Genomic DNA, 13,176 nt, shown 5'->3' with positions numbered 1-13,176 from the left:
TATTAATAATCATACCACATTGGTCGAAATTGGTCAATGTTTATTTGCTGTTTATTTTGATGTTTAAAAAACCCAATAAAAGTGGAAATTTATTTAGTTTTAGATACTGCTGAGGGCAGAACAGTATCCTTTTTTATTTTAGCCACTGCGCCCCAATGGCTAGATTTATCATGATTAAATTACATCCCTTTTGCCCTCGTTATAATTGTATAGTTTATTTTACTAATAGTTTAGTGGAATTTATTTACAATCCTATTCCCCTTTTAAAAATGCTTCGTATTGATCTTGTGTGTCTAAGTCTGTTCCTTCTAAAATTTTTTCCTTTTTTAATGCTGCTAAGTCTTTATCATCCATTTGTTTAATTTTATCCTCATAGGCCTGTCCTATTTTTTGGTTCATTTTTACCCTCTCCCCTATATTAATATAAGCTAATTATACTCCAACTCATTTCCAAAAAGAGTAAAAAAATCTATCAAAATGAAATGAAATCTAGTTTTTTGTTGATAGTTAACGAATAAGGACTTATAATACTAGTCAATAGGTAGCTAAACCATAGGGTAATTTTTAATAAGTCCATTGGGACAACCCTATAAACCCTTGATATGAGTGGGTTTTTAAACCTGGGGTGTTTGCCGAGGTCTTCAAAACCTTCAGGGGCTTGCGTGCCAAGCTCGGTGGGTTCGATTCCCACACGGTCCCGCCAAACAAAGAAATACTCATTTTTACATAATCTCTTAAAGGCAAATAACTAGTTGAAAATTAGTGCTAATTAATACAACAGGAAATGGCGCTCATTACCTTCCAAAATTCAATTTTGGGAGGTTTTATTATGTACACCAACGTAAAGAGATCTAAATATGATGAATATTTAATGTCTACTTTAGTAGTTACCTAACTTCATTAAACACGATTAACCAACAAGGGAAACCCTACAATCACTCTCTTTGAAAACTTGAAAATCCTTCAGTGTATGGTCACTGAAGGATTTTCGTACAATGAATTAGTAGCATTGAAATGATGCTATCTGTCTTAAATCTACTCCAAAGTATGACCAGAAAAATCCAGTCCAACGATAGCCCGCGATAGAGTTTCGTCCTACAAATACTGGATAGAACCAAAACTGTTGTCTATTGTTTAACCATATATACGTATAACGATACAAACAACGACGTATCCCACCTGGATCCACTGCCATAACACCTATTTCACCAAATCCACCTTGTTGCTGCGATGATGGTATAAATGATGGTGGTGGACTACTTGGCGGTCCCCCTTGTGGTGGTTGTCCCGGACCAAAACCTAGTGGTGGACCAAATACTGGCCCTGAAGGTGGTAGTCCTGGATCTGCAGATGGTGGACCAAAAGGTGGTCTCCCCCCAGGTAGTCCAAAAATTCCACTTAATCCTCCTACAATCGGCCCTAAGCCAATAGGCTGAAACTGCCTTTGATCATAAGTTCCTTCCCACATGCCATTATTTACTTGATCATGGTATGATTGCCTATTATCAATTTCCATTTCATTTTGATGGTTTGGATACACCATAACCCCTCCCTTTATTAGGTATTAACCTGTAGGCTATTTTCCATAATCATATTATGCAGGTGCACAAACGAATCAACTTGTACTTATGTAAATAGGCAAACGGTGACGAAATAAATGCAAATATTTGATAATAACAAGCTTGATTTTGTACATTACTTAAAACTGAGATTACTATTGCCCCTTTTTCACCAGAGCTATTTCTAGTAAAACCCCTAGCTAAGCTAAAGGTTAGCACTACATATCACTAAAGAATGGTTCAAAAATTTTATTGACTACAATTCTATATATCTATATAGTTTAATATACCAATATAACTTTAATACACAAAAGCGTTTAAGCGTTTTAGTAGGTCGGTAGATAGATGTATCACGTATTCTCATAAAGGAGAGAGAGAAATGAAGGAATTAAGAGGATGGGAAGCGCTTCTCATTGTTGTAATGATTTTAACTATAATTGGCGTGTCTTTAATACATTATGAGGCGCACCCACATGTACCGATATTTATCGTTATCGTTTTTATTATAGGGTATGGTTTGTTGAAACGTATACCGTGGACTTCTTTAGAAGACGGTATAGTGAAAGGTGTTAAGTCTGGTATTGTACCAATCATGATATTCATGTTAATCGGCGTGCTTATTGCTGTTTGGATGGAATCAGGCACGATACCGACGTTAATTGCGTATAGTTTACAGATTGTTTCCACGGAATTTTTCTTACCTAGTATTTTTATTTCAACAGCTATTGTTGGATTATCGATTGGAAGTGCATTCACGACAGTATCTACTATCGGTGTTGCTTTTATCGCGGTCGGTGGCATATTAGGAGTTCCGTTGCCGATGGTAGCTGGTGCTGTCATCTCGGGTGCTTTAGTTGGAGATAAAATGTCACCATTATCAGATACAACAAACTTAGCTTCGTCTGTTGCAAAATCTGATCTATTTGATCATATCCGCCATATGTTGTGGGTTGGTGTTCCAGCTTTTGTAATCTCACTTATCCTTTTTGTCGTTGTTGGACGTACGAATACATCTATTCAACCAGAAAGAATGGAAGATATGCTTACTTCCTTACATGAAACAGCGATCGTTCATCCTATTGCTCTTTTGCCGGCTGTATGTATTATCGTTATGGCGATCTTAAAAAAATCAGCAATTCCAACGATGGTTTTCGGTATAGTAGTAGGATTAGTAACATCCGTTATTTTACGTGGAGATATCGCGATAGCAGAATGGATGACGCTAATTCAAAATGGATACAATTCGGGTGCAGCAAATGAAGAGTTAGCAAACATACTAGATCGCGGTGGCATTCAAAGCATGATGTGGGCTGTTTCGTTACTGTTATTAACATTAAGTATGGGAGGGTTATTATCAGTTCTTCAAGTGATTGAACGGTTAATTGAACTAATTCAAAGTGCGGTTAAGTCCACTGGAAGACTTGTTCTTTCTACCGTTTTGACTGGTATCGGAATTAATGTTAGTCTTGGTGAACAATATATGTCGGTCATTTTGACAGGAGAAGCTTACGCGAAGCGTTTCAAAGAGATGGGTCATTCTGGGAAGCAGCTATCAAAGGTACTAGAGTCTGGAGGAACCGTTATCAACCCCTTAATTCCATACGGAGTTAGTGGTGTGTTTATGTCTAGTGTTTTAGGTGTGCCTGTTCTTTCTTACTTACCATTTGTATTTTTCTGTATACTTTGTCCTGTCATCATTATTATTTATGGATTTACTGGTGTAAGCTTTTCGAAAAGTAACAATGATAGACTTTAAACAAATCTAGATTAAGAAATTAGAAATCTTTTATTACAAATATAAATACGGATAATCGCTCTAATTAGTTTAAGTTATGCTACACAAAAACTAATTGAGCGATTTTCTATTCTATGTAGAGATGTAGTACTTTGTCACTATATGCAACAATGAATCATTCTTCTAGTAAACTTTTTTTCATGCTCATTTTATACAGTTCGATACGGGTTAATATGTACCAACACTTTCTTAATATCTTGATGGTTATCTAATAATAATTTTTTTACTTCTTTTGAAATAAAATGTCCCTCTTCTACACTAATGTGAGGGTCTACACTCACTTTAATATCAACAACAATATAGTGTCCATGTGTTCGAGCAAACAATTCATCCACTCTTTTTACCCCTTCTATCGCCAACGCAGTATTAAAAAAAGGCTTTGTACTTTCATCATCGAGAATTTGTTCCATCATAATTAAACTTGATTCCTTCGCTAAAGAAAATCCTATCTTAATTACTAATACGGAAACGATAACACCAGCTAGTGGGTCAAAATAAAGTAATATCGGATAACCTAAGTGCTGTCCTATTAAAGCCGACAAAACTCCAATCAAAGCAGCTATCGACGAAAGAGCATCTGACCGATGATGCCAGGCCTCTGCTTGTAATGCTGAACTATTAATTTTTTTTGCTAATCTATTTTTATATTGATATAACAGTTCCTTTACTATTATCGAAAATAGAATAGCAACGATTGCTATTTCTTTAGGTGCTCCTGGCACTTCACCTATAAATACTTTCATCGAGGAAAAGAGTATTTCAATCCCAACGACAATTAATATGGTTGCAACAACGATTGTCGCCACATTTTCCGCTTTTCCGTGACCATATGGATGTTCTTTATCGGGTGGTTTTTGCGCTGTCCTTAATCCTGCTAAAACTGCGATTGACCCCGCTACATCTGAAGCAGAATGAGCAGCGTCTGCAATGAGTGCACGACTACCTGATATCCAACCGATAATTCCTTTTATTATAGCTAGTAAGCCATTAACTAGTATCCCTATCCACGTGGCAACCTCAGCTTGTTTAAAGCGATTAACCATTTATTTCACCTCTTCAGCCAATTTACATTATGTATTAATCTCAATGCTATTTAATCCTAGCAAACGTACACCATGTGGGTCTACAGCAACGTTTTTGTAAGATAACAAGTTGTATAACATTAGTAAACTATTTTTGCCCAGAATAATTGTTTTGCACAAGTCAAAAATGCAGATAAATTCTCGCCTATAATTGCAACCAAATTTGTATCTATAAAAAGCATAAATAAAATGGCTCAGTTCAATATGAACCAAGCCATTTTTACAATATTGTTATGAATACTTGTAGAAATAAAGGAAGTACTTAAAGTATAATCTTTCACGAAATTTGTTACCACCCCTTACGCTTACGCAAAGAAGTAATATGTGCAAGATGATGTCGCCCGTGCCAAGCGTAAATTCCTATATTTTCACCTACTGAAACTACACCAGAATCTGGATGAATAAATGTTTTTTTCAAATCAGACGCGCTTAGATCTTGCAAATGCATTGTCCAGCGTTTATGCAAGGCTTCGAGCAGTGATAGAGATATATCAATTGGTATTTTATAATCAGAAAGTTCCGCCCACTTCGCTTCATCATAAGGCTTAATTATTGGTTCTTCTTCCGTAAGAGCTAATTTAAAGCGAACGTATGCGTTCAAATGACTATCTGCTAAGTGATGTATTACTTGCCGAACAGTCCATCCTTCTGGACGATAAGGTGTGTCAAGTTGTTCATCGTCAAAGTCTTTTACAGCATTTCGTAATAAGCTTGGTAATTCTTCAATCTCAATTATCCAATCTCTTGTTACGCAGTTAGTAATCTCACCATCAAATTGAAACATTCCAATTGGATATTTCATATCCATGAACTATTCCCCCTATCACTTTCCTAGTATTTTTTCAATTTTACCTAAACAATGCTATCCAAAAAATTAACCACCTTTGCACAAGCCAGAGTATATGGACATTTTACACAGCGTTTTTTGTATTAACTTCATGAAAATACTACATTATATTCATTTTATTGGTTGTTAAATCAATTTAAAGCTTTTCTTTTCGCAGGCCAGAATGCTTTTTCGCCTAACCAAGCTGTTATCGCTGGAACGAGGAATGGACGAACGATAAACGTATCAATTAGTACACCAATAGCGGTTATAATTCCAAAGTGAACTAAAATTTGAATTGGCAGTGTGGCTAATACTGAGAACGTTCCAGCCAATATGACACCAGCAGAATTTATAACAGGACCGGTTTCTGCAGCACTTTCTTGAATAGCTTGTTTTAAAGGCATGTGAGGGGCTTTTTTCCATATACTTGATTTCAAAAATAAATTATAATCGACCCCGAGTGCACCTAAGAAAATAAAGACGTATAACGGAATAAAACCTTGAATCGCATCTGCACCTAAAAGATAATGAATGACAAGCCACCCTAAACCAAGAGCGGAGAAATAACTAATGATGACCGTAATCGTTAAATACAACATAGCTGTAAGAGACTTTAAGTATAGAAAAACGAGAGTTGCTATAATGGCAATAATTAGGGGAACTAATACAAACACGTCCCTATTTGACGTTTCTCGGATCTCATATTGCTCAGCTGTTTGGCCACCAATCCAATACTGAGTGTTACTTTCCTGAATTCCAGCAGACAAAAGGGAGCTGCTCATTACTTCTTTTAGCTCTGGAATTACATCCATTGCTTCATTGGAGTAAGGATTCATATCCAGTTCTACGTTAATCATCACTATGTCCTTATTGTTTTGACCCTCTTCTGGATCGGAAACCCTTTTTATATATGAAAGCTCTTCCAGTGTTTGGGTTAAGTCTAACGCATGCCCCTTTGTGTCGACAATAACACTCACCGGCGCAAGCTGTCCCTCATGAAAAGAGTCTCCTATGAGAGCAAATCCTTCTTTTGATGGCATATCATCAGGAAAAGAAGATAGCGTATCATACGTATACTCTATTTGGAATACTGCGCTAGCCAATGCTATTAGTACGATTGTTGTTACTATAGTTGCTACTTTAAACCTATTAATCACAAAATTTCTAACCTTCTCTCCAAACTGTTTGCGATTCCTATTTTCAGAAAATCGCTTCCCCTTTTGCTTTGCTCGTTCCTTCTCCATTTCAAATGTTCGAGGAATGAAAGGAAAAAAGGCCCTACGTCCCAATACAGCAAGAAGTGATGGGACTAGCGTAACACTAGATAGCGCAACAACGAAGATGGCTACAACAAATGGGATACTGAACCTTTGGATTGGTCCAAAGTCGGCTAATAATAATAAAGATAAAGCAAAAACTGTCGTTAAGCCACTCATTAAAATGGCTCCACCCTTATCACTTATAGCTAATTTAAGAGCGGTTAATTTATTTGATTCGAGCTCTAAATAATATCGGAACCTCGAGATAAGAAATAAACAATAGTCTGTTCCCGCTCCGAATAGTAGAACAGTCATAATAGATATTCCTTGTGAGTCGTAAGTGATCCAGCCTTGGTAAGCTAACCATCCAAGGATAGGACTAATCACCATATATGCAAAAGCAACTCCAATGAGTGGAATAAAGGCCAAAATTGGTGAACGATATATAAGTAACAGTACTGTTAATACTAAAACAAACGTAATGATCGTAAGCGAGAAGTCACCAGCTGAAAAAAGCTGCGTAGCATCAACCAATATTCCAGCGGGACCGCTAACCCTTGCACTTAACTCACCCGATTGTACATCGACTTCAAAGGGATTGAACCCAATTATAGATTCTATTTGTTCACTCATCATCAGGAGATCTTGTTCGATTTTCCCAGCATCTACCCCACTTTGAAAGAAAATTGGTAGGATAAGTGTCGTACCGTCCTCTGAAACTTGTTGTTCCAGTACTTCTCGTGGCATGTTATGGAATGGAGGTACCATATCTTGATAAGGAAGTGGATTTTCAGTAAGATGTTCAACAATTTCTTGAAAATACTTTAAATCAGATTGCTCTATTCCATTTAACTTGTGCCAGACAACTAATGCTGGAATACCGCTCTCACTTGAAAACTCCTCATCTATTATTGCAGCTGCCTGTGATGATGATTTCGTTTTATCTAAATTTCCGGCACTATCATCTATTAAACTATTTGCTTGAGGTAAAGTTAAGTTTAACAGAAGTGCAATTCCAATCCACAAAAAGAGAACAATCCATTTACTGCGCTTTTTAGAAAACCAATTAGCATATGTTTCTATTGCGTTCGCTTTCCCTTTCACCATTACTTCCATCTCCATTCATATACTTTATTTATATCATTCTAGAAATACCGCTTCAGCATCTTCTTTCGGTTTCTAAACATCCCATGCATCATTACTCGAATAATAAAAGAAGGTATGTATGATTCATATTCAACCTTATCTAACATGATGGTGCTACCTTCTTTTTCAATAAAAGTATGTGTATGTATCCATTTTGTAAAAGGGAATGGCGATGATAAGGCTTCATCAATAAATAGATGATTTTCTTTAACCTTGTTAATCTTTAACGTCCATCTCAGTCGAAACAAAATAAAATGCAGTTGTAATTGAATGGAATTCCCTTCGACAACTTTTGGCGATGAAAGCACTTTTACAATTGGAAAACGTGTAATCTTGACTAAGTTTTCGGCAGAACTAAAAAATTCCCAAGTGTCGTCAATATCTTTTCGTAATATCGTCTTGTATTGATATGATCCTTTAAACATTCTGCCAATCCTCCTATTTATTTGCCATGCGTGCAAAGTTTGCTTTATTAATGTAATAAACTTATAAAAAAATTGATATTAAAATCTTTATACATTATATATACAAGAACTATACGAAACTTATTTATAATATGCAATGATCATGCTCATGACATAAATAAAGCCCTCCGTTAAGTACAACAGAGGGCTGCAAAGTTTTGATTTTCATTGAAATAAATGAGTTATTTAATGTTTTCTAGATAGGAATAGGATAACATGATAAATTTCTTAATTGATTAGTTTTATGAGAAGTTTCTTCCTTTTCCAGAGTCTGTGATTGCAATTAATTGTTCAGGATATGGAGAGAAGAATGTTTGTGCTGCAAGATAAGCATTTTTAAACCTTGCATTCCATGACTTAAGCACACCAATCGGACTACTTAACGGTACCATGTTTTCACGATACTGCTCTAGTAATTCCATAAAGAATACCTTTTCTTCCTTAGATAATTCTTTAGAAAAATAACCCATAATATGCTGAAGTACATTAATATGAGACCTATGCGTGGGCATTTCACTTAATATATCTAATAAAATTTTCTCATATTGTTCATACAGCTCTTTGACACGATACTTTTTCCCGTTCGCTGTAATACGTCCCAATTCCTTTAATTTCAACTGATTATAAGCCATCAGTAAGTATTTATTACTAGAATGGAAATGTAGAAGATCCTTAAAATTACATTTCCTTTTTATTCTTTTGAATCTGGCAATTGTAAAAAGCTTAACTAGAAAATGCTCTCTAATTTTATAGTTTTTTAACCGGCCTTCATCCTCCACCGCTAAATGAGAAAACCTCTCTAACACTGCCTCTCCAAAAATACCTCCTTGTTTCCTAATGGTTGAAGGACTTTCGGAATCGCTCAATACTTTTGCATCAGTAACAGCACAGCTAGGCGAACGGTTTTTTAAAATAAATCCATCGACATCTTCTAATGAATCTAAAAATTGGGTGGAAAATTGTTGCATCTTATTTGTTAAATCTAACTCTGTTTCTGGCTGTACTAATTTCACATTACCATTTGGCTTAGTTGAAACGAGACGTATTGGTTTTCGAGGTGTTCCTAAACCAATTTCCACCTCTGGACAGACAGTGTAATAAGTAACGTAATGAGATAGCTTTTCTATAAATTTATCATTCACAACATCTCCATTGAAACGACATGCATCAAACCCTAAACATTTACTAATGACTATAACAGGCTTATCATATTCCTTTATCATGCTATCCACCTCAAACGAGAAATTATTTTAACGTTTATATTATTTCATGAGTTATTATATTGCATACATTTCAAAAAAGTAAATATAAATGTTTATACTCAATCCCCTAAAATTAAACGTTGCAAACATTTTCTCACACAATAAGTATTACATTGCCTCTTTTCTAACCGTTTGCTCTTTTTGAGTTGTGCGTCGCTGTCTTTTATGAGCCCATATTAGTACAGGATTTTCAATGAGATAATAAGATAACGTCGCAATGATATATGATATGAATAATACTACGATAGATACTACTAACCATGTATTGAAATCGCTCATACCCATGTGTACGTAGGTTGGTTGCCAGTACCTTTCGACCATAGTGATGACTAAAAAGTGCCAAATGTATAGTCCAAAGGACACTTTTGCTGTATAACGAAATAGAAAATTATCAAGAATTTTTCCAAATAAACGTGAAAGTGGTGCAGTACACAAGGTGATCGCAATTAACGTTGGGAAAATTGGAAAATAGTAAGGTTGATTTTGTATGCTTAAACTAAATTCTCCTGAATGTCTAACCAGAAAAATAAAGAAAAATACTAATGCTAAACTAAGTCCACTAACGATATCAAAGCCGCCTTTTTGTTTAAACCTCTGTATGAGATCGGTCCTTCTAAATAGATGAACTGTAACGAGCGAAGCAATGACACCTATAGCAAACTGACCAAAAAAACCGATTGGATTATAGTTTGGGATCCAAAATTTCGCCCCGCCTATTAATCCATACTCCCATCCTCTTTGAACCTCATCAGGTGTAAATAAAAAATGCACGCCTTGATTAAGAATGAGAATCAACACCATCACACCTAACCAATAAGAAATTGCTTTTGTAAAGGAGCGCTTCTTTCCTAGATAAAATAGGCCGAGCATAAAGATTGGCATAAGCAAATAACTAAACACCTCAAAGCTAATCGACCATAATGGACCATTTAACTCGGAAGGGAAAAAGGTTGTATAATGAAAACCAGAAGTAAAGGTTAATCCTGTTATCAACCTTGCAATTGAAAATTCTGTTTCTACTTGCCAAATGTATGCTAGTAAAACGGATACGAAAAAAGCTGCGTAAAAGCCGGGAACAATTCGCACCGCACGTCTAAACACATAGTGCTTCATGTCCAGAAACTTTCCACCTACTAAATAGCTTTTCCAAAATGGCAGCGCAAGTAGAAAACCACTAAGGACAAAAAACACACTTACTCCAGCGTTTCCTAGTAAGAAAAATGCTTGCGTCTCTTGCACTACAGTAGTTTGATTATGCATTGCTAACCGCTGTGTTAAATGATGAAAAATAACTGCTAAACAGGCAAGGGCACGTAGCCCATCTGCTCCAAGTAAATATGATGGCATTAAACCTTTGTTCAATTACATTCACTTTCCTTTCTATTTAGATAAGAGATCTATTAACCTACTAACATTGAGGAGTTCTCTCACCTTCTACGATAAATAAAAACAAACACTAATCTATGAATTTTAACTCAAATTGAATGCGTTTACAACAAAAAATTATAATGATTCATTAATTTGAAAAAAAACTGTACGAAAAAGGTTTCATACCTTTTCGTACAGTTAATAAAAAGTTATAATTCATCAATCGCTTTATTTATCGGTGTGGAGCCTGTAATTAACTGAAATTCCTTTCCGATCGTTGCGTTGTTTTCTAAGCAATTAACGATAACACGTGCAACATCTTCTCTTGGAATCTCTCCTCTTTCTACTTCTTCTCCTACAGTCACATGTCCTATGCCCTTCTCGTTAGTTAATCCACCAGGATGGATGATGGTATAATCTAAATCTGTTCGCCTTAACCAATCATCTGCATAATGTTTTGCTGCAACATAAGGTGCAAATGAAGCAGGTGCATGTTGTATTGCATCTCGTCTCGTGTCAAAGGAACTAATCATAATAAACCTTTTTACGTTAGCCAACTTCGCTGCTTCAATTGTTTTAACCGCTCCGTCAAGGTCAACCATAATCGTTTTGTCTTTTCCTGTATGTGGACCAGAACCAGCAGTAAACACAATTGCATCGACATCTTTAGCTGCGTTAGCAATTGGATCAATGTCTTGTTCAAGATCGACAATAACTGTCTCTGCTCCTTTAGATTCAAAAAAATCAGCCTGTTGTTCGTTACGAATCATTGCCTTTGCTTGCATACCCTCACTCTGTTGAAGAAAAGTAACAAGATGTTTTCCTATTTGTCCATTGGCACCTACAACAAGAATTTTCATATATTACACCCTTTCTATGAGTTTCAAATAAGAATACATATCATAAGATACCCATATTTCTTTTAGCCTTAAGACTATCGTATCTCAACAAAATGAACAATGTCCAGAAATCCACATTGATGTTGAAGTTACTGGTCGGTTAAAATAACACCAATGCCGTACTATCTAATATATTTCGTAATATTAACGTTCATATTATTACAAACTCTATGTTAAAATAATAGAATGCCTAATAAAAATAAAGGGTAAATCTATGTATTTACTCTCCTCTTTCTATGCATCAATTATCGATTTGTAAATATAAGATTCCCCTACAAATCAACTACTTCTAAGGAGTGCTAAGAACATGAATAAAAAAGATATCGCCAATATTCGTAAACAATTTAAGGTTGAAAACGACTTGCTTAAAATTAAGGATATTTTCAATGTATATATTATGAAAGAATCAAGTGAAATTTATCATCATCAAAGTCAGCCATTTGAAATGCTTGATCAAGACCAACAAGAGTTATTTATGAATAACTTTAAAAAATTATTAGCTGGTCAATTAGATGAGAAATTATTTGAATTAAAATTTAAACGTGATGCAGAAAATAGTAGCCAGTTAATTTTGCACCAAGGATTACTTAGCAGTGAAGTAGACGATTGGAAAGTACAAATGCTTAAAATCGTTGAAAAAATGTTGAAAAACAAACAATATGAAATGGATATTGTCGTCTCGTTTATTCGAGGAGAATATTTAAAACCTGTGAAGCGAAGTAATGAAGAGACTGAAGAAAGTGATCGAGATGCTGTTTATTCCCATTCTTTTATATTGTGTAGCATGAATAAAACTCAAGACCCCAAAAAGGAATTACTTTTTGATTATGTCGAGAAAGAATTCAAATATAACATTGTAGTAGATCCCATTATAAATTTAAACGCGCCTATCGGTGGCTTTTTATTCCCATGTTTCACTGATAATGTTGCAGATGTCAATCACGTACTTTATTCCGCTGCAAAAGCATATGAACTAGATTATCAATTCATTGAAGAGATCTTAAACTGTGAAGATGCGATGACAGCACAAGATGATAAAATTGTGTTTGAAGAAATTGTAAAAAGTGTATCGGAAGATAAATTAAATACTTCTACCCTATCTAATGTATATGAAGAAATTAACCGTGTTGTAGAAGAAAATGAGGATGAAGAATCACCAAAATTAGACTATAAAGATGTGGAGCGAGTATTAATTAATAGTGGTGTAAAAGACGTGAATACGGAAAAAGTAGAATCAGCGTTCCAGAGAGTCGTAGATGATGAAAAGTATGAAATAAAAGCAAGTAGTATCGTCTCAAAGTATAAATCAAAATCAATTAAGATAGATACAAAGGTTGCCAAAATTGCTATTAGTCCACAAGATTTAAGCTATGTAAGACAAATACACTTTAGTGGAAAACGTTACTTAATGATAGAAGTAGAAGAGGATACAGTCATTGAAGGCTTCACAATGATTCCAGAAGCATTAGATGGCCAGACTCATGAATAATTTATTTTAACAGTAAACAAACTA

11 protein-coding genes and 1 tRNA gene are annotated in these 13,176 nt (G+C 35.2%); 3 read left to right on the top strand and 9 right to left on the bottom strand.

The window, feature by feature from the left end:
• Positions 1–252 precede the first annotated feature (252 nt).
• Positions 253–399: a hypothetical protein gene (locus tag BCELL_RS22550; protein WP_013488673.1), complete on the bottom strand. Its 147-nt coding sequence runs from the start codon at positions 397–399 to the stop codon at positions 253–255.
• A gap of 223 nt (positions 400–622) precedes the next feature.
• Between BCELL_RS22550 and BCELL_RS22545 the strand changes: the two genes are divergently transcribed.
• Positions 623–703 (top strand) — tRNA-Sec (locus BCELL_RS22545).
• Positions 704–1,000: 297 nt separating this feature from the next.
• Here BCELL_RS22545 and BCELL_RS10365 read toward each other — a convergent pair.
• On the bottom strand, positions 1,001–1,543 hold the full coding sequence (locus tag BCELL_RS10365) for a hypothetical protein (RefSeq protein WP_013488672.1): 543 nt from the start codon (positions 1,541–1,543) through the stop codon (positions 1,001–1,003).
• Between the two features lie 395 nt (positions 1,544–1,938).
• Between BCELL_RS10365 and nhaC the strand changes: the two genes are divergently transcribed.
• Positions 1,939–3,315: a Na+/H+ antiporter NhaC gene (nhaC, locus tag BCELL_RS10360; RefSeq protein WP_013488671.1), complete on the top strand. Its 1,377-nt coding sequence runs from the start codon at positions 1,939–1,941 to the stop codon at positions 3,313–3,315.
• Between the two features lie 188 nt (positions 3,316–3,503).
• Here nhaC and BCELL_RS10355 read toward each other — a convergent pair whose 3' ends face one another.
• The 7 genes from BCELL_RS10355 to BCELL_RS10325 all read right to left on the bottom strand — a co-directional run bounded on the left by BCELL_RS10355 (position 3,504) and on the right by BCELL_RS10325 (position 11,624).
• Positions 3,504–4,397 (bottom strand): cation diffusion facilitator family transporter, encoded by an 894-nt coding sequence (locus BCELL_RS10355; RefSeq protein ID WP_013488670.1) that lies wholly within the window; start codon positions 4,395–4,397, stop codon positions 3,504–3,506.
• Positions 4,398–4,725: 328 nt separating this feature from the next.
• Positions 4,726–5,244 carry a YfiT family bacillithiol transferase gene (locus BCELL_RS10350; protein ID WP_013488669.1) on the bottom strand — a complete coding sequence of 173 codons (519 nt, stop codon included), beginning with the start codon at positions 5,242–5,244 and terminating at the stop codon, positions 4,726–4,728.
• Positions 5,245–5,414: 170 nt separating this feature from the next.
• Positions 5,415–7,631 (bottom strand): MMPL family transporter, encoded by a 2,217-nt coding sequence (locus BCELL_RS10345; protein ID WP_013488668.1) that lies wholly within the window; start codon positions 7,629–7,631, stop codon positions 5,415–5,417.
• A gap of 38 nt (positions 7,632–7,669) precedes the next feature.
• Positions 7,670–8,095, bottom strand: a complete 426-nt coding sequence (locus BCELL_RS10340) for an SRPBCC family protein (RefSeq protein WP_013488667.1) — start codon at positions 8,093–8,095, stop codon at positions 7,670–7,672.
• 281 nt (positions 8,096–8,376) lie between these two features.
• Positions 8,377–9,354: a YbgA family protein gene (locus BCELL_RS10335; RefSeq protein WP_041808846.1), complete on the bottom strand. Its 978-nt coding sequence runs from the start codon at positions 9,352–9,354 to the stop codon at positions 8,377–8,379.
• Positions 9,355–9,504: 150 nt separating this feature from the next.
• On the bottom strand, positions 9,505–10,758 hold the full coding sequence (locus BCELL_RS10330; RefSeq protein ID WP_013488665.1) for an acyltransferase family protein: 1,254 nt from the start codon (positions 10,756–10,758) through the stop codon (positions 9,505–9,507).
• A gap of 215 nt (positions 10,759–10,973) precedes the next feature.
• Positions 10,974–11,624, bottom strand: a complete 651-nt coding sequence (locus tag BCELL_RS10325; protein WP_013488664.1) for an SDR family oxidoreductase — start codon at positions 11,622–11,624, stop codon at positions 10,974–10,976.
• A 346-nt stretch (positions 11,625–11,970) separates the two neighbouring features.
• On the opposite strand from BCELL_RS10325, the gene BCELL_RS10320 reads away from it, so the two are divergent.
• Positions 11,971–13,152 (top strand): DUF4317 domain-containing protein, encoded by a 1,182-nt coding sequence (locus BCELL_RS10320; protein WP_013488663.1) that lies wholly within the window; start codon positions 11,971–11,973, stop codon positions 13,150–13,152.
• Positions 13,153–13,176 lie beyond the last annotated feature (24 nt).

It is taken from the genome of Evansella cellulosilytica DSM 2522 (assembly GCF_000177235.2).
In the GTDB taxonomy this organism is placed as follows: Bacteria; Bacillota; Bacilli; order Bacillales; family Salisediminibacteriaceae; genus Evansella; species Evansella cellulosilytica.
This window is presented reverse-complemented; position numbering and strand designations above follow the sequence as displayed.

What these genes read in the sequence shown, in the direction of transcription:
- BCELL_RS10365 (WP_013488672.1), bottom strand. Translation starts at nt 1,543, where the DNA reads ATGGTGTATCCAAACCATCAAAATGAAATGGAAATTGATAATAGGCAA.
- BCELL_RS10340 (WP_013488667.1), bottom strand. Translation starts at nt 8,095, where the DNA reads ATGTTTAAAGGATCATATCAATACAAGACGATATTACGAAAAGATATT.
- nhaC (WP_013488671.1), top strand. Translation starts at nt 1,939, where the DNA reads ATGAAGGAATTAAGAGGATGGGAAGCGCTTCTCATTGTTGTAATGATT.
- BCELL_RS10355 (WP_013488670.1), bottom strand. Translation starts at nt 4,397, where the DNA reads ATGGTTAATCGCTTTAAACAAGCTGAGGTTGCCACGTGGATAGGGATA.
- BCELL_RS10345 (WP_013488668.1), bottom strand. Translation starts at nt 7,631, where the DNA reads ATGGTGAAAGGGAAAGCGAACGCAATAGAAACATATGCTAATTGGTTT.
- BCELL_RS22550 (WP_013488673.1), bottom strand. Translation starts at nt 399, where the DNA reads ATGAACCAAAAAATAGGACAGGCCTATGAGGATAAAATTAAACAAATG.
- BCELL_RS10325 (WP_013488664.1), bottom strand. Translation starts at nt 11,624, where the DNA reads ATGAAAATTCTTGTTGTAGGTGCCAATGGACAAATAGGAAAACATCTT.
- BCELL_RS10350 (WP_013488669.1), bottom strand. Translation starts at nt 5,244, where the DNA reads ATGGATATGAAATATCCAATTGGAATGTTTCAATTTGATGGTGAGATT.
- BCELL_RS10320 (WP_013488663.1), top strand. Translation starts at nt 11,971, where the DNA reads ATGAATAAAAAAGATATCGCCAATATTCGTAAACAATTTAAGGTTGAA.